The organism is Arboricoccus pini (assembly GCF_900187945.1).
GTDB classification, from domain to species: domain Bacteria; phylum Pseudomonadota; class Alphaproteobacteria; order Geminicoccales; family Geminicoccaceae; genus Arboricoccus; species Arboricoccus pini.
The window spans coordinates 114,891-135,814 of the sequence record NZ_FYEH01000011.1; the positions used below are offsets into that span (position 1 = coordinate 114,891).

The window sequence follows — 20,924 nt, forward strand, 5'->3', positions numbered from 1 at the left end:
GTGAAGAGCTGTCAACTCGCCGCCGTTTCTGCTGCAGGCGTGAGCATCGCCAAGCCTTGTCAGCGAGTGCCTCGCCAGACGGTCATCGCGAAACGGTCTTCAGGCGCGATATTCCGGGCGATAGGCCCGCGCGCGTACATAGGCGGCGATGTCGCCCGGGTGTGGGACGCGGGCCAAACCCTCGTCGAAGATGTGCTCGGCCAGACGGATGGCCACTTGCAGGGATGCCTCGAAGATACGCGACTGGGGTGGATAGATCAGGCCCTGTGCCAGACTCTCGTCATCCACCTGGTCGGCAACCGCACGGGCGGCCAGAATGAACATCTGGTCGGTGACCCGGCTGGCCTCGGTCGCATAGATCGCCATGCCCATGGCCGGAAAGATATAAACATTATTGCCCTGGCCCGGCACGAAGATCTTGTCGTTGAACTGGACCGGCGGGAAGGGACTGCCGCTGGCAAAGACCGCCTTGCCGTTCGACCAGCGATAGGCTTCCTCGGCCGTGCATTCCGAGCGCGACGTCGGGTTGGAATAGGGGAAGATGATCGGTCGCTCGTTGAGCTCGGCCATGGCCTCGACGACCTGCTGATTGAACAGCTTGGGTACCGTCGAGACGCCAACGATGGCCGTTGGCCGCAGCGCCCGCACGGCGGTGGCGAAATCGTCGATCGGCGCATGGTCGATGGCAAAGGGCTTTTGGAAGTCCATCACGTCGTCGCGCGACGTGGTGATCAGGCCGTTGACATCGAAGAGAAGATTTCGCGCCCGCGCTGCCTCGAGCGAAATGCCTTCTTGAGTCATTGCCCGCGCGATCAGCTCGGCGATCCCGGTGGCGGCCGAGCCGGCGCCGAGGAAGAGAACGCGCTGCTCCGGCAGCCTGCCACCGGTGATGTGCAGGGCTGCCAGAATGCCGGCCAGGGCCACCGCCGCGGTACCTTGGATGTCGTCGTTGAAAGTGCAGATCTTCTCCTTGTAGGTCGCAAGGATCGGGATCGCGTTTTGATTGGCGAAATCCTCCCACTGAATGCAGGCACGCGGATAGCGCGCCAGGATCGCCTCGACGAACTCGTCGATGAAGGCATGATAGTCTTGGCCTCGCACGCGCTCCTGGCGCAGGCCCAGATAGAGCGGATCGTTGCGCAAGGCTTCGTTATTGGTGCCGACGTCGAGGGTGACGGGCAGGCAGGTCTCTGGCGGCACGCCGGCACAGGCTGTGTAGAGCGAGAGCTTGCCGATCGGGATTCCCATGCCGCCCACGCCCAGATCGCCGAGCCCGAGGATACGCTCGCCGTCGGTCACGACGATGAAACGGACATCATGGGCCGGCCAGTTGGCGACGAGGTCGGCCAGCCGGCCTTTGGCGCTGATCGGCAGATAGAGGCCGCGCGCCGCGCGAAAGATATGATCGAACTTCTGACACGCCTCGCCGACGGTCGGCGTATAGACGAGCGGCATGAAGGTGGCCGGGTCCGACATGATGACAGCGTAGAAGAGCGTCTCGTTGCGTGCCTGGAGGTCGGACAGCACCAGGTATTTGTGAATATCCTCGGGAAGATTGGCGAGTTCGCCATGAATGCGCGCCACCTGGAGCGCCAGCGTGCTGGGTTGGGGCGGTAGCAATCCCTCGAGGCCCAGACGCGAGCGATCTTCAAGGCTGAAGGCGGTCCCCCTGTTGCTCCTTGGATCGCGCAACAGGGCATAGCCCCTGGATGTAGGTTCGTTCGACAAAACCCATCTCCAAGATTGTTAAGCAAGGAAGGCAGGTCTGGCGGCTAGCGGAGGCCCGCACTTCATTGCAATGCTGGCTAGGAGAGAGAGCGGGGGCAAGTCTCGCCCCCGACGGACGTGCCCTGCTGGCGCTAGCTGCCGGCTCGGTCCTTGAGCTGCGGGACGAACATCTCGCTCCATTCAGTCGGCACGCGTTTGATCGAACCCACTTCACCCATGAAGGTCGCCATGTCCAAGATCTTCTTGGGCGTGGTCGAGAAATTCGTATCCTTGTCCTCCAGCATCTGGAGCGCCTGCGCCTTTTCCATTTTCGCACCCGATGCCTTGATCAGGATCTCAGCCGCCTCGTCCTTATTGGATTCGATAAAGGCATTGGCCTCGTCCTGGGCGGCTATGAAGGCCTCGATCATCTTGGGGTTGGCGTCGGCGAATTTCTTGGGCGTGTAGACGACATCCAGCGTCATGTCGCCGAGGACGTCGGCATGGTTGAGGACGCGGTGCACGCTCGAGCTCGCCGCCTCCAGATAGGAGAAGGGCGGGGAGGCGAAATGCGCGCGCACCTCGGTGCCGCCGGAGACCAGAGCCTGATAGGCCTCGGGATGTGGCAGGCCCACCGTCAAAGGGTCGAGCTTGGCATAGTTGTCCTGGCCGAACTCCTTGGCGACACACATTTGCAAAATGACGGCGGCGAGGGATGTCTTGATGCCGGGAATGGCGATCTTGTCGCCTTCCTTGAAGTCGGCCAGCGTCTTGATCTCGGGCTTGTTGCTCATGAGCCAAAGGCCCGTGGAACTCATGCCGGAGACGCCCTCGACGGCAGCGCTTGAGCCCTTGGCCTTCGACCAGAGCGTGATAAAGCCGGGGCCGCCGGTGCCGGCAATGTCGAGCGCACCCGAGAGCATCGCATCGTTGATGACGTTGCCGCCATCCAACATCTTCCAGCTAACGGTGACGTCGCCCAGGCCCGCCTCCTTGGCGTGCTTCTCGATCAGCTTCTTCTCCTGCATCACGTGAAGCGGCAGGTAGAGAATGCCGTAGCCCTTGGAGACCCTGAGCTCACTGACCTCGGCCTTCGCCGCAACGGTGAGGCCAAGGCCCATGCAGGTGGCGAGCGCCAAGGTGGCCAGACGTCGGTTCATCTTCATGATGATGTTCTTTCCCTGATATAAGTATCTGATATCGGCTGGTTTTCCGGGCCGACTTAAAGGCTCAGCTCTGCATGCCCCAGCGGCGGACGGTCCGACGCTCGATGGTGGCAAAGACAAGATTCTCAACGACAAGACCGATCAGGATGACCGAAAAGAGGCCGGCAAAAACGTTGGCGGTCTCGAGGAGATTGCGGTTCTCGAAGATGAACCAGCCAAGGCCGCCCGAGCCCGAGGAAACACCAAAGACGAGCTCGGCTGCGATCAACGTGCGCCACGCAAAGGCCCAGCCCACCTTCAGGCCGGTGAGGATCGAGGGGAAGGCTGCCGGGATGAGCACCTTGCGGACCAACGTCAGGCCGCGCAGACCATAGTTTAGACCAACCATGCGCTGTGTCGTCGACACGCTCCGAAAGCCTGCATGAGTATTGAGTGCGATGGCCCAGAGCACGGAATGGACGATGACGAAGACGACGCTGCCAGTCCCGAGGCCGAACCAGATCAGCGCCAGGGGCAGAAGGGCAATGGCCGGCAAGGGGTTGAACATCGAGGTCAGCGTCTCGAGCAGGTCCGTGCCGATACGCGAGCCGATCGCCAGCGTCGTCAGGAGGCAGGCCAGGACGATACCGATCCCATAGCCGATGAGAAGGGTCTGGAGCGAGATCCAGGCGCGGGCCGGGATAATGCCGCTCACGATACCCTCAAAGAAGGCCTGGAGCGTATCGGTGAAACTGGGGAACAAAAGCGGATTGTCGAGCCAGAGGCCATAGGCCTGCCAGATCACCGCGAGGCCGATCAGCACCAGCGCCTTGCGCAGCGCGGCCACCTGATAGAGGCGCTCCGGCAGCGAAAGGCTGGCCTCGGCCTTAACCGTGGCGCCGGCCTCGCCGACCTCCCGGATGATTTCAGGACGATGGATGATGCCGTCGCGCGGAAGGGTGGAAAGAGCCATGACGATCCTCCTCTCTTCAATGCCCAAAGAGCATGTCGTTGATGCGCGTCTCGAGCTGGCTCTGTCTGGCCGTGCCGAGCTCGGAGGGATCGAGGCTGTTCAATTCGGCCTTCACCCGGCCCGGATGCGGCGAGAGAAGGAGAATGCGCGTGCCGACCCGAATAGCCTCCTCAATCGAGTGCGTGACGAACAGAACGGTAAAGCGCGTGTCCTCCCAGAGACGAAGAAGCTCGTCTTGCATCTTGCGGCGGGTGAGGGCGTCCAGAGCGGCAAAGGGTTCGTCCATCAAGAGCACGTCCGGCTCCATGGCCATGCCGCGGGCAATGGCGACGCGCTGCTTCATGCCGCCCGAGAGCATGTGGGGATAACTGTCCTTGAACTTGGCCAGGCCCACTTTCTCGATGTAGTAATCGGCCCGATCCGTCGCGGCCTTGCCACTTAGCCTCTTGCTCGCAAGGAGTGCGAACTCGACGTTCTGCTGGACGGTCTTCCAGGGGAGGAGCTGGTCGAATTCCTGGAAGACCATCATCCGGTCGGGTCCGGGCTCGGTGACTGTCCGACCCTTCAAGGCAATCTTGCCCTCGACGGGCTTCATATAGCCACCGATCGCCTTCAGGAGCGTGGACTTGCCGCACCCCGAAGGACCGAGCAGGATGTAGCGATCCGAGGGATAGACGGTAAGGTCGACCCGGTGGGTCGCAGTGATCAGAAGATCGGTGGTCTTGTATTGCAGGGTTACCCCCTCGACCGTCAGAAGCGGTGTCGGTGCGGCGCACTTCCCTGCCTCCACGCCGCTCCAGGCGAATGCATCTCGTGCTTCCATCGCTCGCTCCCTTGTGCCGCCGGTCGGTCGGCGGCTTGTTTGCTGTTTTTTTGACGACCGCCCTGGCGGTGCCTTAGAGGCTCCTTTACGTTGCAAACCTGTCATGAACCTGACGCGCCCGAAGAAGGCCCGGGGGTGGGGACCGGGATCGGGGAGCGATGCGTATACTCTTGGTCGAGGACACGACGGACGTAGGCGAGGCCATTGTCGCCCGGCTGCATCGGCTGGGCCACGATGTGGAATGGGAGCGACGTGGCGATCGCGCCGACGACCGCCTCCGAGTACAGGCCTTCGATCTCTTGATCCTCGACATCAACCTGCCGGGTATGGACGGGCTCAGCCTGTTGCGCGGCTATCGCGATCGCCAGGGCCTGGCACCCATTTTGATGCTGACGGCGCGGCTCAAGGTCGACGACCGCATCAAGGCTCTGGACCATGGTGCTGACGACTACCTGACCAAGCCGTTCGACTATGGCGAGCTCGAGGCACGGGCGCGGGCGCTCCTGCGCCGCAGGACAGCTGCAGCGACCAATCAGATGACGGCCGGCAACATCGTGCTCGACCGGCATATGCGCCTGGTGCGGGTCGGCGGGGAACCGGTCGAGCTTACCCGCCGCGAGCTCACGCTGCTCGAGATCCTGATGGCACAGCCCGGCCGGATCTTTCCCAAGGAGGAACTGGTCGACCAGCTCTTTGGGTTGGACGAGATCGCCTCCGATAATGCGGTCGAGCAATACGTGGCAAGGCTGCGCAAGAAGCTGGTCGGCGCGAGCGATGTCCAGATCCGCACCCTGCGCGGACTTGGCTATCAGCTTCTTTGTCGATGAATCGACTTTCCCTCCGCGTCAGGCTCATCGGCCTGATTGCGCTGGTCTTCCTCCTGGGCAGCACGGTTCTCACCGTCGCTGCCTGGGCCTATGCACGGATCGCCGCTGACCGGGCTTATGACCGCCTCCTGATCGGGGCCGCCTTGCAGATTGCCGGCACCGTCAGCGTCGAGGAAGGGCAGGCGGTCGTCGATCCGCCCATCTCGGCCTTTGCCATGCTGGGCTTGGCCGAAGGCGACAGCATTTTCTACAAAGTCGAGGCGGAGGGGAGCCGCCTGCTGACAGGCTATGCCGACCTCGATGTGCCGGGCGGACCGGTCACCGCCGAGCCTGTCCTGGCCGACGGCGCCTATCGCGGGCGCGCCATCCGCCTGGTGACTCTCGGCCGCTATCTGACCGACACTTCCAGCCCTGGCTGGGCAAAGGTGACGGTGGCGCAGACGCGCAGTGCCCGGAGCAACCTCGCCTTCTCCTTGACGATGCAGGCCCTGAAAATGCTGGTCGTCCTGGGATTTCTTATCCTGGTAGCCGTACTTCTGGCCGTCCATCTGGCCTTCCTGCCGCTCTCGCATCTCGGTCATGTCATCAGGGCGCGCGATCCAAACGATCTGCGGCCCTTGAACGTGCCGGTGCCGAGCGAGGTGCAGGGCCTGGTCAATGCCGTCGATCGTTTCATGGCCCTCCTGGCGGCCCGTATCCAGTTCATGCAGCGCTTCATCGCCGACGCCGCGCATCAGATCCGCACGCCGCTGACAGCCCTCAATTCGCAGCTCGACCTTCTGCGCAGCGAGCCGCTGCCCGCGGCCCAGGCGCGTCATCTGGAGCGGATCCAGATCCGCGCCGACGAATTGAGCCGACTGGCCAACCAGTTGCTCGACCATGCGATGGTCGTCCATCGCGGTACTCTGATCGCGCCTGAGCCCGTCGACCTCGTCCATCTGGCGCGGCGGCGGCTGGGCGAGATCGCGCTGCTGCCGCTCGACCGGCCGGTCAATCTCTCCCTCGACATCGAGGGAGAGCCCGCTTTGGTGATGGGCGACCGGGTGCTGCTGGGCGAGGCCTTGAGTAACGTCCTCCACAACGCACTTCTCCACGGCGCCAGGAGCGAGCTTCGCGTCACGGTCGGCACCCGTGGCGGCCAGGCCCGGATCACCGTCAGCGATGATGGGCCAGGCATACCCGAGCCGCTTTGGAGTGCCGTGCGTGAGCCTTTTCACGCGCGCCAGGACGGTAGACCCGGAGCGGGGCTCGGCCTCTCCATCGTCGTGGACGCACTACGCGCGCACGGTGGCGAGCTGCTTTTCCAGCATGAACCCGGCCGCGCCTTCACCGTCATCCTCAGCCTGCCGGCCAGGCTCCCTTGAGGCGGCTCTGCTCCGCTCTGGGACTGGCGATGCTGACCTTCCTAGCCGGGGTCATGGCCGCGCGGGCGGAGGGGCCGCCGGTCGTCTTCTTTCCGGCCAGTACCGCCCCATCTCTGGTGCTCGACATCGCGGCCGCGACCGATCTCGTCGTCATCGAGCCGTTGATCCGCGATTTCCAGACACTCCATCCCGAGATCGCGATACGCTATCGCGACTTCCAGACGACCGACCTTTTCAGCCTCCTGCAAAGGAGCTGCGCTGGTGACGGCAGGGCCGATCTGGCGCTTTCCTCGGCGGTCGATGAGCTGGTCAAGCTCGCCAATGACGGCTGCGCCCTCGCACATACTTCTCCCGGCGTCGATGCGCTGCCGAGCTTTGCGCGCTGGCGCAACGAGGTGATAGGCGTGACCTACGAGCCGGCCGTCATCGTCTATAACCGGTTGCTCGTGCCGCCCGGGGAGGTACCGCACAGCCGGGCGGCGCTGATCGATCTTTTGCGCACTCAGCCCAAGGCCTACGATGGGTTGATCGGCTCCTACGACATCGAGCGGGCGGCCGTGGGCTATCTTCTGGCCTCGTTCGATGCGGAGAACAGCACGATTTTCGGTCGACTTCTCGAGGCTTTCGGCCGCAGCCATCTGCGCGAATTACCGCGCTCGGCCGATCTGCTGGCGGAACTGGCCGATGGCAAGCTGAAGATCGCCTATAATGTCCTTGGCTCCTATGCCTACCGGGCCCTGCTGGCCGGTGCGCCGATCGGCATCGTGCTGCCGCGCGATTATGTCCTGGTCCTGCGCCGGGGCGCCATGATTCCGAAGAACAGCGCCCAGCCTCGGCTGGCTGCGGCCTTTATCGACTACCTGCTCTCGCCACGCGGCCAGGCCACGGCTAGCGCCCGCGCGTTCTATTTCACGCCCGACGGGCCCTTGCCGCGCGGTGTCGAGGGAACAAGTAGACTGAGTGCGGGCGATAGTGTGCGGTCGATCCCGGTCGGCCCCGAACTCCTAGCGGTCCAGGATAGGGCGCGACGCAAGCGCTTCTTGGGCCTCTGGCGGCAGGCTTTGGGCAAGCCGCTCGCGGATTGAGAGGTCGTGCCCTCAGTGTTCGTCGATCTGGTGCAGTGCTGCCTTGCCATCGAGGACGGCGGCAACAGAGAGCTTCCGGTCGAAGGTCGCCAAGGCGCCGTCCTTGGCCCTGGCCAGAGCCAGGAGATAGGTGTCGGTCACTTGGCCTGCGGTCAGGATCATAGCCGGCCGCACCACTTTGCTTGCGACCAGGCTCAGTTCGTCCGGCCAGAAATGGTGACCAGGAAGAGCCCTGAGGGCGTTGAGGATATCGGCCACGACCGCCGGCGATCCCGGCGAATTCGGATAGCGCGGGCTGCCGACGATGCGCAGGACGCCATTCTCGGTAAGAGGACAGGTTGCGAAGTCGTGTCGACCCTGGCGCTCGAACCACGCATGGGCGGAATCGTGGGCGATATGCCCAGGATCAATCAGGGCTATCAGGACATTGACGTCGAGCAGGAAGGTCAAGCGAGCTCGTCGCGCAGCTCGTTTACCGTCTCGAGCGTGACGGGGAGGGCTCCGGCGCGCGGCCGCAACAGCGGGATACCGTTGCGCTGGGCGGAAGGGGCCGGCCGCTGCAAGGACCGTCTGGCAAGTTCGGAGATGACCTGGCCCAACGACCGTTCTTCCTGTCTTGCCATGGCCTTGGCCACGATCAGCACGTCGTCATCGATGGATAGTGTGGTTCGCATTCCGCCTTGACCCGTCGCATCAATCATCACGCATCAATCTGGGGCAGATCGAGCCGAGCTACAAGAGTGCTCATTGGACCGGCCGGACACGGCGCTCTATAGGAAGAATTTAGCGGCGGATAAGCGCCGGTGAGCAGGGGAGATTGTAAATGAAGCTCTTGCATGGGGCACTGTTGACGGGCGCCTGCCTGTTACTGCCACAGGTCGCCGACGCACAAAGTGCCACCAATCTCGCTGTTCTCAAAGGGCTGGCACCGGTGACCAGCCTCTATAAGACCTATGAAGGGCGGGCAGCCCTCTCGTCGAATTATACCGTGACGGGCGGCATCCAGACGGGTGCGATCCGCCAGCCAACGCTTCTCCCCTTCGCCGCGCAGCAACAGCAGGCGCTAAAGGATGCCTTCATCACCGATGGCGACCTTGCGGATCTGGCCGACGGACTGGGGACCACGCTTGGCAGCGCCTACCTTGCCCGCGCGCATTACAATGATCGGGACCACTTTACGAACGTGACACCCTCGGTGGCCGACCTGATCAGCTACACCGGCGCCACGACCGAATCCGATTCCAATTCCGGCAAGTATTTCTTCGCCAATGGCACGACGAACGGAAAGTCGCCGGTGAGCGATGAGGCGCGCGCCATCCTGAGCGCCATCAGCGGTAAGCCCGACATGTTCGGTGGCTCCTACGGCCATCCAGCTGGCACCCCCGGTGCTGGCGCCTACGGCAATTCCCGCCCCTTCCAGACCGAGAAGAGCATCCTTGCCATCGTCGGCAACGACTATTTCAACGCCCCGGCCGACAACACCGTCTATAACCAGGGCCCGATCATGGACCTGAGCAACAGCCCCTCATTCCCGAGCGGCCATACGACCTATGGCTATACGGGCTCGATCCTGATGGCGATCCTGGTGCCCGAGCGCTATCAGGAGATGATCGCGCGGGGTGCCGAATACGGCAATGACCGGATCCTCATGGGTGCCCATTACGCCATGGACATTCTGGGCGGCCGCACGCTGGCCACCTATGATCTGGCGCATCTCCTCGCCAATGATCCAGCCTATGTTGGCCGGACGTTCGAGGATGTTCCGCCGATTGCCGACTATCAGGCAGCGCTCAAGGCGGCGCGCGCCGATCTGACAGGCGTGCTGGAGGCCGCCTGCGGCAACAAGATCGCCGTCTGCGCCAAAGAGGATATCGGCCGGTTCAGCCAGTCCGCCATGAACGAGGCCTTTTATGCCTCGACCCAGAATTATGGCCTACCCGTCGTCTTTCCGCAGAATGCGAACGTGAAGGAGGATGTCGGCAAGCTCGCACCCGAGGCCGGCTATCTGCTGACGGCCGCGTTCCCCGCTCTGACGCTGGAAGAGGCCGACCGCATTCTGACCGAGACTGAAGGGCAAGGCGGCGGCTTCCTCGATAACGGCTCGGCCTTTGGCGTCTATTCCAGACTCAATCTCTATGCCGCGGGCGCCGAGGCCAGCTCGCTGGCGGCCAGCAAGGCTGCAACGCCCCAATGATCTGACCGCCGCGTTCTGGGCTACCCCAACGCTTGCGCGGCGAATGGCGTCGCTAGCCAACGGCGCAACCTCAGGCGAGGAGACGGTCCAACCTGTCACGCAGCCGGAACCATTCGCCGACCACGGGTAGGAACCACGGCCGGCCTGCATAGAACGGCAGGGTTGGGAAACGCTCGCGATTGAGCGCGAAGGGCGCGTTGCCGGCCTTGGACGCCAGAAGGGCCGCCTGATGACCGAGCCAACTCATCATGGCGACGCCCGAGCCCTGACATCCGGCCGCGTAATGAATGCCGTCATGCACGCCCACATGCGGCAGTCCGTCCAGGGTAAAGGTGACATTGCCGCTCCAGGCGTGCGTCAGCCGGACGTTCTTGAGCACCGGCAAGGCCTCGGTCATCGTTCGATGCAGGACGGGTGCCGCCTCCCTTGGAGTCGTGCCAAGGCGAAAGCTGGCGCGGCCGCCCCAGAGAATACGCTGTCCGTCAGGGCTGGGGCGAAAATAATTGAGCACGCGCTTGGTGTCCGAGACCGTGCGCAGCTTGGGAAAGATCGACCGGACCCGTTCGCGACCCAGCGGCTCGGTCGCAATGATATAGCTTGTCACGGGTACGAGTCGTCGGGTCAGCCAGGGCAGGGCACCGCTGCCGGTAGCAGGCTTGGCATAGCCGTTGACCGTGACGATGACCCCGCTGGCGCGTATTTGGCCTTTGTCGGTTCGCACCTTGAAGCCGGATCCCTCCTGGTCGATTGCCTGCACGCGGACCCGATCGACCAGGAGGGCGCCCGCACGCTCGGCAGCGGCGGCAAGGCCACGGGCATATTTGCCCGGGTGAAGCGAGCCCGTTGCCTCCTTCACGAGGCCGCCATGATAATGATCGGTGACGAACTCCTCATGCTGACGCTCGCGCGGGACGAGCCGCACGGACGCGCCGGTCAGAGCCGCCAGCGTCTCGGCCTTCTTGGCAAGGGCGCGGTAATGGGCGGGCGTCCAGGCACAAAGAAACGCGCCGCAGCGTACATAGTCGCAGGCGATCTTCTCCCGCTCGATCAGTTCCTCGATGAAGGGAAAGGCGGCGCTGGCGGCGGCAGCCATGTCTTCCGCCTTTTCCTTCCCCACGTGGCCAGCCAGCTTGTCGAGAGGGACCTTGAGGCCGCCAGACACCATGCCGCCATTGCGCGAGCTCGCGCCCCAGCCAATGCGTTCGGCGTCCAGCACGGTGACCTCATGCCCGAGCCGACGAAAGGTGAGGGCGGCCGACAGACCCGCATAACCGCCACCGACGACGACGACCTCGCTCGAGGGCGGCAGCACGCTGTCACGAAAGCCTGGTTCGGCCGCTTCCCACCAATAGGGTGCCAGCTTGAAATCGGATGCGAGCGGCTCTGCCACGCGGTCACCTCAACGGAAAAAAAGCGCCGCCATCCTGGCGACGCCCTATCCCTACGCGGCAATCCCACCTCGCGTCAGCAGCCTTTTTTCGCTGGCTGCCGACGCAGGACGATCAGACAAGGGGGCCCATGGGTCGGCCATAATAGTCATCGATGCCGCGACCATATGCGGGATCCGCCCAATTCGCCTCGGTATCGTCATCATAGGCGGGAGCACCCTCCAGGCGGTCCTTGTCGAGATTGACCACATAACCGCCCAGGCGCTGATCGTAGCTCAGCATCGACCAGGGCAAAGGATGATATTTCTTTCCCATACCGAGGAAGCCGCCGAACGACATCACCGCATAGGCGACATTGCCCTTGGTTTTATCCAGCATCACCTCATGGATCGATCCCAGACTCTCGCCCTGCCGGTTATAGATCGAAGTTCCCTCGACCTTGCTGGCAGCAATCAGGCCATCGCCGATATTGTCGGCAAGATGTCCCGAGGAATTCAAAAGCGTGGTATCAGTCGAATCTGTAAATTCAGACATTTTGCGGCCCTATTCATTGGTTGTGCAAATACAAACCAAATATATGGGCAATCGCTCCATCACGATTTCGTTTATCGTTGGGTCAGATAATCTGGTCTTCGAGGAACGGGACAGCCGGCCCCGGGCGGCGCCAACGCCCGGGGCCGGAGCCTATGCGGACAGGTGCCCTTGCATCACGTCGCTTACCTGAAGAGGCCGGCGCCACCACGCTTATGCGCCTCGTGCGCCGATTTCAGATGGACCTCGGTGAAAGCCTTGGCGTGCTTGGCCAAGTCGTAGCCGTCTTCCCAGAGATTGCGCCAGATGCCGAGAATCCCCTCGAGCGGCTGGCCGACAACGGTGGAGGAGAAGGACTCGAACGTGATGGGCCCCTCATAGCCCGCGCGCACCAGCGCCTTGAAGGCACGGGCCAGGTCGATCGTGCCCGTGCCCATGTAGCCGCGATTGGAATCGCCGGTGTGAAAATAGCCGATATAGGGGCCGGCCTCCAGGATTGCCGCCTCCATGTCGGCTTCCTCGATATTCATGTGATAGACGTCCAGATGCACCTTGATATTCGGCGCGCCGATTTTCTTGCACATGTCGACGCCCTGGGCCGCCGTGTTGAGGACGTTCGTCTCATAGCGGTTGACGACCTCGAGACCCAAAGTGATGTTGCTCTTGGCTGCTTCCTCGGCGACGCGACGGAGCACGTCGAACGAGCCTTCCACTCCGGCTTGCGTCGGCGGCTGGAAATACTTGCCGAAGGCCGAATAGATGATGCCGCAAATGTGGCTGCCATTCAGGTCGCGAGCAATCGAGACGACGTCGCGCAACCGGGCCTCGCCCCGCTTGAGCTTCTCCGGATCACCGCTCGAGATGTCGGTCGATTCGTCGAGGCCGAGCGAAAAGGTGATACCGATGCCGTTTTTCTCGAGCTGCTTGGCGGTGAAGTCGACGTCAATCGAACCCGGATCCAGGGCCGGCACCTCGATCAGGTCGAAACCGAGTTCGGCCGTCTGAGAGACCGCGCGCACGCATTCGTCGTGCGACCATCCCGCCACCCAGACGTTGGCGTGCAAACCAAGTTTATTCATTGCTATGTCCAGCTCGATTGCCAAGGGAAGTGAAAAGGCTCCGCAGGCCGGGAACGTCGCCCGGGCTCGCCAGCGCCGCCCGCATGAGGGCAAAGCGGGCCGGCTGGAGAGCAGAGTCGCTGCGGTCGCTCGCCGCTAAGGGCGAAAGCCGCGGCAGCTCCTTGCTCACAGGCGCGCCGCGGCGGGCCATCGGTCCGTGACACCATCGCGCGCGTGCAGGACAGTCCTGTCGTCAAGCCCCTGATCCATCATGCAGGCGTCTCGGCATCGCTGCCGGACCCTGTCTTAATCATTTACCTAAAACGTTCTATGCGAGGCCTCCAGTGCCCCGCAAGATTTTTCTCGCAACCGAGCGATGATCCTCACGCAACCGCCCGATCCCCGCGACGCGATTCGATCTCAGGCCGACTAGGCGATCGGCTCGAGACCGCCGAGGATCAACGGCGGGGGACGCATCGTCCAGGAAATATATGGATAAGGTGTCTTATGACAATTCATTTACCGAAAGACCAGCACCTGACGACACCGTGAGCGCCTGTCGGCGGCTATGCCATCATCCGCCGGCACCCGGGCGCTGGCCGTGCTCCAGGGGGCGACGATCGTGCGTCCATCGGCTGGCGCAACGACAGAGTAAAATCGCCGAAAAAACGACGATATGGAGGAGGACGAGAACCGCGCCTACGGCCATCAGCAGCATGCCGCACAGCCAGAGCAGCCCATCTTCGACATATCGCCCGATACGCATGGCCAACGGGCCGGCGACCGATCGGAGACGCACGAAACATCCTTGAGCGATCATGATCCGACCTCTTTTCGACGATTGTAAGTCAGCACGGTTCAGGCCGTTTGGCGCACGGCGGGCCGATGCTGCCAGACTCACCCGGCCCCGTCGCGCAAGTCTGGCCCTGATCTCTTGCCCTCACCGATATCATCGAATGCCGAATTCGCGGCTCCAGCGCCGTTCACTAGTACATGTGATCATAGCATCGCTTTCGAAAATTGACTTAGGTAGAAGTTCCGATCGACCAACTAAAAGACTGGCGACAGAACCGCACGGTGTTCGACGTTCCCTGGCGGGGCAGATTACCTTCAGAGGGCGCGGCCGCCATCAGGGTGCTTCACCACTACGAGCAGGCCCGCCCGACATCGGTTATCTGACGGCGGATCGATCCGGCCTTCAATTCCAGGGACCCTCGAGCAAATCCCGGGTTTCCTGCACCGCTATTTGCCATATCGCCAGCATATGGGCATCGTCGCGCTCGTAATAGCCGCCATAATTGCCGTCGCCCAGAAGCTCCCGCACGGCCGGCGGCCCGAGCATGCGCAGCCGGTCCAGGTCGACCATGGGCTTGCGCTCAGCGGGCTGCACGACGTCCTGCAGCCGGGTCCAGGGAAAATTCTCCATCCACGACGCGTGGCTGGCGACGGCATCGACCTCCCGGACCGCCGCCATCGTTCGCGGTGCGCTCCACCAATTGTGGAACTTGATTGTCATTTCCGGTCGGCGGGCCTGCCAGTCGGTGGCGATCGCCTGGGCCGGCTGGTTGCCGCCATGGCCATTAACGATGAAGATCCGGCGGAAACCATGCCCGGCGAGTGAATCCAGAATGTCCATGAGGACGCGGCCATAGGTCTCCACTTTGAGGCTGATCGTGCCGGGAAAAGCGAGGAAATAGGGCGTGATGCCGAAGGGCATGACCGGAAGGACGGGAATTCCAAGCGGCTCGGCCGCTTCCAGGGCCACCTTCTCGGCCAGGATCGAATCGGTCGAGAGGCTCAGATGCGCATGCTGCTCGGTGCTGCCGATGGGGAGCACGATGCAATCGTCGCCCGCGAGATAGGCCTCGACCTGGCGCCAGTTCATTTGCGCGATTTGCAAGGACGTGCCTTTCCTCGGTCAAAAGGGTGTCCCGATCTAGGCCGGCTGGCCCCGGGGCCGCAAGATGGCATGCCGGGTATCGCCACCCCTCATGATCTGTCGTCGTGCCCGCCGAGGCGCGACCGACCGGGATTTCCCGGCAGCTTTCACACCATGCACCCAAACTTAAAGGCGCTTTTACGGCGCACGCGATCGCCTACAGGGCGATATTCGCCAAGATATTGAAAATATTCGGCCCGACGGCGCCCCGTGTTCCGGGCCTAGAGGATCACCACCGGCCCCCTCTTCCAAATCGAATGCAGCGGCTTTCTTGTCCGCAGCCTGGCGGATCGGCCCTGTCGCATGGTCAAGCCGCAAGAAACTGATCGAATCAAAGTCGATACTTGCCCAATTTAGGATTTTCCTGGTCATCCGAAAGGCATATCGTCGAAATCCCTTCTTATAGACTTGGCGTCGCATTGGTGACGACCTAGGCTTCCGCCTGGCGGGAGCACGCGGGCTCCCTGACGGAAGGAAGCTTTTGGGATGCGGTATCGTTGGAGCGCGCTTATTGCCCTTGTGGCGGCCATGCATGTCGGGACGGCGGCGGCCGTCGAGCGCGGCGGGGTGATGACCTTCGGTCGCTACGCCGACAGCCTGTTCCTCGATCCGGCGTCGACCGAGGTGAACGTCGACATCTGGATTCTCTCAAACCTCTACGACACCCTCATCCTGCCCTCGGATGACGGCAAGGGCCTGCAACCGGGCCTGGCCACCAGCTGGAGCTTCAGCGGCGACAACAAGACGCTGACCTTGAAGCTGCGTGACGGCATCAAATTCTCCGATGGATCGCCGATCACCAGCGCCGATGCCAAATGGTCGCTCGATCGCACACGCAATCCCGACACTGGTGCCTGGGCCTCGCTCTACGAATCGATCGATTCGATCGCCGCCCCCGATCCCTCGACCGTCGTCATCAACCTCAAGCACCCGGACCCCGCCCTCCTTCCCGTCCTGACGGCCTTTGCCAGCGCCGTCATGCCGAGCAAGCTGATCGAGGCCACGGCCGGGGCGACGCTGGCCGACAAGGTCAAGGCCTTCGCCGAGCATCCGGTCGGCTCCGGGCCGTTCAAGCTGCAATCTTGGAAGCACGACGCCGAGATGAAGCTCGTGCCCAACCCCTATTATTGGCGCATGGGTGAGGACGGCAAGCCGCTGCCCTATCTGGACGGCGTCACGTTCGAGGTCATTCCCGACGACGCCACGCGCATCCTCAGGCTGAAGTCCGGCGAGCTCGATGCCTCGGAATTCATCCCTTATGCACGCGTCGAGGAGCTGAAGAACGATTCCTCGCTCAACATGGAGCTCTTCCCCTCGACCCGCATCGAGTATGTGGCCTTGAACGTACGCCCCGAGCTGGACGGCAAGCCAAATCCACTCGCCAACCCCAAGCTCCGCGAGGCCTTGAACTACGCGACCGACAAGGATGCGATCGTCGGCATCGTCACGCACGGCGTCGGCACGCCGATGACATCCTTCATGTCGACGGCCACGCCTTTGCATGTGGGCGACAAGCCGCTCTACCCGGTCGATGTCGACAAGGCCAAGCAGATCATGCACGAGGCCGGGCTCGACAAGGGCGTGAAAGTGACGCTCATGACGCTGGCCGGCAATGAGGACGAGGTCGGCATCGCCACGGCGCTGCAGCAGATGTGGAAGGAGATCGGCGTCGATCTCGAAATCCAGCAGATCGACAACGCCACCCGGACCGCCGCCTATCGCGCCGGGACCTTCCCCTCACGCCTCAGCCTTTGGACCGACGACATCGCCGATCCCAGCGAGATCACCTCCTGGGCTCTCTATTATCCGGCCGTCCAGTCGTTCCACACCGGCTGGAAGAACGACAAGGCGGTTGAGATCTTCCAGGCCTCGCAAAAGGAGATGGACCCGGCCAAGCGCCAGGAGGAGTACAAGCAGCTCCAGGAGATCTTCAACAGCGAGGGTCCGACCGTTCCCCTCTACGAGACCCCCTATCCGGTGGCCCTGGCAAAGAGGGTGCAGGGGTTCAACCAGCTGCCGCTGGGCAATAATCTCTTCGCCCAGGCGTGGCTCAAGAAATAGCTCAGAGCAGTCGCCATGCTGAGTATCGGCTACGTCCTCAAGCGCCTGCTGCAGATCATCCCGACCCTCGTCTTCATCGTCGTCGTCACCTTCCTGATCGTCCGGCTGCTGCCGGGCGATCCGGCCAGCGCCATCCTGGGCGACAAGGCGACCGACGCCGAGGTCGCGCGCCTCCATGCCGAGATGGGTCTGGATCGGCCGCTTATCGTCCAGTTCGGCAACTTCGCGCTTCGGGTCGTTCAGGGCGATCTTGGCACCTCGACCGCCGTCAAGCTGCCGGTCGGCCGTATCGTGCTCGACCGGCTGCCGGCCACCTTGCTGCTCACCGTCATGGCGGCTTTCCTGGCACTGCTCCTGGCCGTACCCCTGGCCTTCGTCGCCGCGCTCCGACAAGGACGACTGGGTGACACGGTCATCCAGGGCTGCTTCCAGGTCGGCTTGTCGATGCCCGTCTTCTATGTCGGGCTCATCCTCCTCACCGTCTTCGCGGCGGGCCTGCGCTGGTTTCCGGTGGGCGGTTATGGCGACACCTATCTCCTTCACCTCTATCATCTCTTCCTGCCAGCCCTGACGCTGGCGCTCAGCCTCGCAGCCGTCCTTATGCGCAATCTCCGCACCGCCATCCTGGATGCGCTGACGGCGGACTATGCCGATTTCGCCCGCGCCAAGGGTCTGCCTACCAGGGTCGTCCTCTTTCGCCACGTGCTGCGCAACGCGCTGATCTCGACCGTCACTTTGTTTGGCCTCAATATCGGCACGCTTCTGGGCGGAGCCGTCATCACCGAGACGGTCTTTGCCATCCCTGGTGCGGGCCGCCTCATGATCGACAGCATCTATGCCCGTGACTACCCGACGATCCAGGGCCTGACCCTCGTCCTCGCGGTCCTGGTGTCGGTAGCTTTCCTCCTCACCGACCTCGTCCAGGCCTCGCTCGATCCGAGGGTGGCTCAATGAGTGCGGGTGCCCTTCCCTTCGAGCCGGCCAAGGCAACCCCCACGCGGCGCCGCAAGCTCGCTTTGCCCGGTGCGCTCATCGCCGGCCTTCTGATCCTGGCCTTCAGCCTGACGCTGGCCTTCTTTCCCTCTCTCTTCGCCCCCTTCGATCCGCTCAAGTTCGACTATAAGGCGATCCTCAAGCCGCCCTCCCTGGCCCATCCGTTCGGCACCGACAATTTCGGCCGCGACATGCTTTCGCGCACGATCCACGCTTATACGCTCGACATGCAGATCGCCTTCTTCGCGACGATCGTGCCTATGCTGGCGGGGACCGCCATCGGCACGATCGTCGGCTATTATGGCGGGCTCCTCGAGACCCTCTTCGGCCGGCTTGTCGACGGCGTTATCACCTTCCCCTTTATTGTCCTCGTCATCGCCATCGTTGCGGTGCTGGGACCGGGCCTTGCCAACATGTATGTGGCGATCGGCCTCGTCGGCTGGGTCTTCTATGCCCGGCTGGTGGCCGGCGAGATGAAGGTGCAAAAGCGGCTCGACTATGCCGACGCCGGCAGGGTCATGGGCTATGGCGACATGCGGATCGCTTTTCGTCATCTCCTGCCCAACGCCGTCAGCCCTGCTCTCGTCTACTGGATGACCGACATGGCGCTCTGCATTCTCCTTGGCACCAGCCTCGGCTATCTGGGCCTGGGCGCTCAGCCACCGGCAGCCGAATGGGGTGTCCTCATCGCCGGCGGCAAGAACTTCTTCACCACCGCCTGGTGGATCTCGATCTTTCCCGGCATCGCCATCGTCCTCACCGGCCTGGGCTTCAGCCTCCTGGGCAATGGCCTGGCCGAGCTCATGAAGGTGAAGCGATGAGCACCCTTTTGTCGGTGAGCGGCCTGACGACCCGGCTTTTGACCCCAGCCGGCCTGCTGGCGGCGGTCGAGGACGTGGACTTCACCCTGGATGAGCGGGACTCGCTGGGACTGGTTGGCGAATCCGGCTCCGGCAAGAGCGTCACCATGCGCTCGCTCCTGCGTCTCCTGCCGCAGCGGGCCGAGGTCGAGGGCAGCGTTCGCTGGCGTGGCCGGGAGTTGGTCGGCCTGCCGGAAAATGCCCTTCGCGCCCTTCGCGGCCGCGAGATCGCCATGATCTTTCAGGAGCCCATGAGCGCGCTCAACCCCGTTTTGCGCATCGGCCTGCAGATCGAGGAGAGCTTGAAGGTCCACACCGATCTCGACCGCGCAGGCCGTCGGGCACGAGCGGTCGAGCTTCTGGCGCTGACGGGCATCCCGACGCCGGAGCGACGACTCGACGATTTCCCACACCAGTTCTCGGGCGGCATGCGGCAGCGCGCCATGATCGCCATCGCCCTGGCGGCCTCGCCGGCCCTGCTCCTGGCGGACGAGCCGACGACGGCCCTCGACGTCACCATCCAGGACCAGATACTCCATCTCCTGGCCCGCCTGCGGCGCGAGATGGGGATGGCCATGATCCTGGTCACGCATGATCTTGCGGTGGTGGCGGAAAGCTGCGAGCGGGTCGCCGTCATGTATGCCGGCCGGATCGTCGAGCGCGGCACCGTGCGCCAGGTCTTCGCCGCCCCCCGCCACCCTTACACGCTGGGGCTGCTGCGCTCCGTCCCGGATGGCGACCGGCCGCGCCAGAAGCTGCGCTCGATCGAGGGCACGCCGCCAGGGCTCGGCAACCGCACGCGCGGCTGTGCCTTCCAGCCCCGCTGCGGCTTTGCCACCGCGCAATGCGCCACCGATCGGCCGCCGCTTGCCGACATCGCGCCCGGCCATGCGGCCGCCTGCTGGCAGGCGGGCCGGCTGACGGATCTGTCGCGGGAGGCCGCGTGATGGATACCGCACTTGGGGCACCGCCGCTTTTCGCCGTCGACGAGATCACCAAGACTTTCCGCTCGCGCCAGAGCCTCTGGGACCGGCTGCGCGGCCAGCCTCTGCCCATCGTCCGGGCCCTGAACGGCGTCACCCTCGAAGTAGCGCGTGGCGAAACACTGGGCATCGTCGGCGAGAGCGGCTGCGGCAAGTCCACCTTGGCCCGCTGCCTCGTGCGGCTCTACGACGTCGACGAGGGTCGCATCCGCTTCGAGGGCGGCGATGTGTCGACGCTGAAGGGACAGGCGCGCCGGCAGTTCAATCGCCGCGTGCAGATGATCTTCCAAGACCCGTTCGGCTCCTTGAATCCGCGCATGACGGTGGGCCAGATCCTGGGCGAGGCCTTGCGCGTGCACCGTATGCGGCCGGCGGCCGAGATCGCCCTGCGCATGCAGGAACTGTTGGACCTGGTGCGGCTGCCGCCCGACTCGCTGGATCGCCGGCCGCACGCCTTTTCCGGCGGCCAGCGCCAGCGGATCGGCATTGCCCGCGCATTGGCGCTGGAGCCGGATTGCCTGGTGGCCGACGAGCTCGTCTCGGCCCTGGACGTCTCGGTCCAGGCCCAGGTCGTCAATCTCCTCTTGGACCTGCAAAGCCAACTCGACCTGACCATTCTCTTCGTCGCCCACGATCTCCGGCTGGTCCGCCACATCTCCCACCGCGTGGCCGTCATGTATCTGGGCCAGGTGGTCGAGGTGGCACCGGCCGAGGCGCTCTTTAGCAACCCGCGCCATCCCTATACCCGCTCGCTGCTCCAAGCGGTCCCCTCCCTCGATCCCACCCAGCGCCGCGCCCAGGCGGCCGTGCTGGGCGAGTTGCCGAGCCCCCTTGCGATCCCGAGCGGCTGCGCCTTCCATCCGCGCTGCCCCCATGCCATCGACCGCTGCCGCCAGGAGCGTCCGCGGTTGCGCCGGGGCCAAGGCAGTGGCGAGGCCGCCTGTCATCTGGCCGACAGCCTACCCGCATGGCGGAACGAGGCCCCCGCCTGAG

At 63.6% G+C, this 20,924-nt stretch carries 20 protein-coding genes; 9 read left to right on the plus strand and 11 right to left on the minus strand.

Features of this window, described 5'->3' with window-relative positions; genetic code table 11:
- Positions 1 to 99: 99 nt before the first annotated feature.
- From CFB17_RS14635 to CFB17_RS14650, 4 genes are all read right to left on the minus strand, one after another.
- Entirely contained in the window at positions 100 to 1,728 is a 1,629-nt protein-coding gene (locus tag CFB17_RS14635; RefSeq protein ID WP_088562304.1) for an NAD-dependent malic enzyme, read from the minus strand.
- Positions 1,729 to 1,859: 131 nt separating this feature from the next.
- Positions 1,860 to 2,873, minus strand: a complete 1,014-nt coding sequence (locus CFB17_RS14640; protein ID WP_088562305.1) for an ABC transporter substrate-binding protein — start codon at positions 2,871 to 2,873, stop codon at positions 1,860 to 1,862.
- A gap of 64 nt (positions 2,874 to 2,937) precedes the next feature.
- Positions 2,938 to 3,825 (minus strand): ABC transporter permease, encoded by an 888-nt coding sequence (locus tag CFB17_RS14645; RefSeq protein WP_088562343.1) that lies wholly within the window; start codon positions 3,823 to 3,825, stop codon positions 2,938 to 2,940.
- A 16-nt stretch (positions 3,826 to 3,841) separates the two neighbouring features.
- Complete coding sequence (locus CFB17_RS14650) at positions 3,842 to 4,648, minus strand: ABC transporter ATP-binding protein (protein WP_088562306.1); 807 nt, start codon at positions 4,646 to 4,648, stop codon at positions 3,842 to 3,844.
- Between the two features lie 158 nt (positions 4,649 to 4,806).
- Here CFB17_RS14650 and CFB17_RS14655 point away from each other — a divergent pair, with 158 nt between their 5' ends.
- From CFB17_RS14655 to CFB17_RS14665, 3 genes are read left to right on the plus strand one after another with little or no spacing between them, the layout of a single operon-like run.
- The gene (locus tag CFB17_RS14655; protein WP_088562307.1) at positions 4,807 to 5,475 is read left to right on the plus strand and encodes a response regulator transcription factor; all 669 of its coding nucleotides are present in this window, start codon (positions 4,807 to 4,809) and stop codon (positions 5,473 to 5,475) included.
- Positions 5,472 to 6,839: a sensor histidine kinase gene (locus CFB17_RS14660; RefSeq protein WP_088562308.1), complete on the plus strand. Its 1,368-nt coding sequence runs from the start codon at positions 5,472 to 5,474 to the stop codon at positions 6,837 to 6,839. Before CFB17_RS14655 ends, CFB17_RS14660 begins: the two co-directional genes overlap by 4 nt.
- 29 nt (positions 6,840 to 6,868) lie before the next feature.
- Positions 6,869 to 7,924, plus strand: a complete 1,056-nt coding sequence (locus CFB17_RS14665; RefSeq protein ID WP_088562309.1) for an ABC transporter substrate-binding protein — start codon at positions 6,869 to 6,871, stop codon at positions 7,922 to 7,924.
- Between the two features lie 12 nt (positions 7,925 to 7,936).
- Here CFB17_RS14665 and CFB17_RS14670 read toward each other — a convergent pair whose 3' ends face one another.
- Both CFB17_RS14670 and CFB17_RS14675 read right to left on the minus strand, forming a co-directional pair.
- On the minus strand, positions 7,937 to 8,374 hold the full coding sequence (locus CFB17_RS14670) for a TA system VapC family ribonuclease toxin (protein ID WP_088562310.1): 438 nt from the start codon (positions 8,372 to 8,374) through the stop codon (positions 7,937 to 7,939).
- Positions 8,371 to 8,598: a CopG family transcriptional regulator gene (locus CFB17_RS14675; RefSeq protein WP_088562311.1), complete on the minus strand. Its 228-nt coding sequence runs from the start codon at positions 8,596 to 8,598 to the stop codon at positions 8,371 to 8,373. The genes CFB17_RS14670 and CFB17_RS14675 overlap by 4 nt, the downstream gene beginning before the upstream one ends.
- A gap of 149 nt (positions 8,599 to 8,747) precedes the next feature.
- Here CFB17_RS14675 and CFB17_RS14680 point away from each other — a divergent pair, with 149 nt between their 5' ends.
- On the plus strand, positions 8,748 to 10,118 hold the full coding sequence (locus CFB17_RS14680) for a phosphatase PAP2 family protein (protein WP_088562312.1): 1,371 nt from the start codon (positions 8,748 to 8,750) through the stop codon (positions 10,116 to 10,118).
- Positions 10,119 to 10,188: 70 nt separating this feature from the next.
- Here CFB17_RS14680 and CFB17_RS14685 read toward each other — a convergent pair whose 3' ends face one another.
- From CFB17_RS14685 to CFB17_RS14705, 5 genes are all read right to left on the minus strand, one after another.
- Positions 10,189 to 11,508: an NAD(P)/FAD-dependent oxidoreductase gene (locus CFB17_RS14685; protein WP_088562313.1), complete on the minus strand. Its 1,320-nt coding sequence runs from the start codon at positions 11,506 to 11,508 to the stop codon at positions 10,189 to 10,191.
- Positions 11,509 to 11,620: 112 nt separating this feature from the next.
- Complete coding sequence (locus tag CFB17_RS14690) at positions 11,621 to 12,040, minus strand: PRC-barrel domain-containing protein (RefSeq protein ID WP_088562314.1); 420 nt, start codon at positions 12,038 to 12,040, stop codon at positions 11,621 to 11,623.
- 182 nt (positions 12,041 to 12,222) lie between these two features.
- A complete protein-coding gene (locus CFB17_RS14695; RefSeq protein WP_088562315.1) occupies positions 12,223 to 13,116 on the minus strand; it encodes a sugar phosphate isomerase/epimerase family protein in 894 nt (297 codons plus the stop codon).
- A gap of 553 nt (positions 13,117 to 13,669) precedes the next feature.
- Positions 13,670 to 13,894, minus strand: coding sequence for a hypothetical protein (locus CFB17_RS19480; RefSeq protein WP_207762115.1), 225 nt, complete (start codon positions 13,892 to 13,894; stop codon positions 13,670 to 13,672).
- 399 nt (positions 13,895 to 14,293) lie between these two features.
- Positions 14,294 to 14,995, minus strand: coding sequence for a creatininase family protein (locus CFB17_RS14705; protein WP_088562317.1), 702 nt, complete (start codon positions 14,993 to 14,995; stop codon positions 14,294 to 14,296).
- A gap of 525 nt (positions 14,996 to 15,520) precedes the next feature.
- Between CFB17_RS14705 and CFB17_RS14710 the strand changes: the two genes are divergently transcribed.
- Genes CFB17_RS14710 through CFB17_RS14730 form a run of 5 tightly spaced genes read left to right on the plus strand, consistent with a single transcriptional unit; the run spans position 15,521 to position 20,923 of the window.
- Positions 15,521 to 17,095: an ABC transporter substrate-binding protein gene (locus CFB17_RS14710; protein WP_088562318.1), complete on the plus strand. Its 1,575-nt coding sequence runs from the start codon at positions 15,521 to 15,523 to the stop codon at positions 17,093 to 17,095.
- Between the two features lie 15 nt (positions 17,096 to 17,110).
- Positions 17,111 to 18,049: an ABC transporter permease gene (locus tag CFB17_RS14715; protein WP_088562319.1), complete on the plus strand. Its 939-nt coding sequence runs from the start codon at positions 17,111 to 17,113 to the stop codon at positions 18,047 to 18,049.
- On the plus strand, positions 18,046 to 18,909 hold the full coding sequence (locus tag CFB17_RS14720) for an ABC transporter permease (protein WP_088562320.1): 864 nt from the start codon (positions 18,046 to 18,048) through the stop codon (positions 18,907 to 18,909). The genes CFB17_RS14715 and CFB17_RS14720 overlap by 4 nt, the downstream gene beginning before the upstream one ends.
- Positions 18,906 to 19,895, plus strand: coding sequence for an ABC transporter ATP-binding protein (locus CFB17_RS14725; protein ID WP_088562321.1), 990 nt, complete (start codon positions 18,906 to 18,908; stop codon positions 19,893 to 19,895). The genes CFB17_RS14720 and CFB17_RS14725 overlap by 4 nt, the downstream gene beginning before the upstream one ends.
- Complete coding sequence (locus CFB17_RS14730) at positions 19,895 to 20,923, plus strand: ABC transporter ATP-binding protein (protein ID WP_088562322.1); 1,029 nt, start codon at positions 19,895 to 19,897, stop codon at positions 20,921 to 20,923. The genes CFB17_RS14725 and CFB17_RS14730 overlap by 1 nt, the downstream gene beginning before the upstream one ends.
- The last annotated feature ends 1 nt before the right edge of the window (position 20,924 follow it).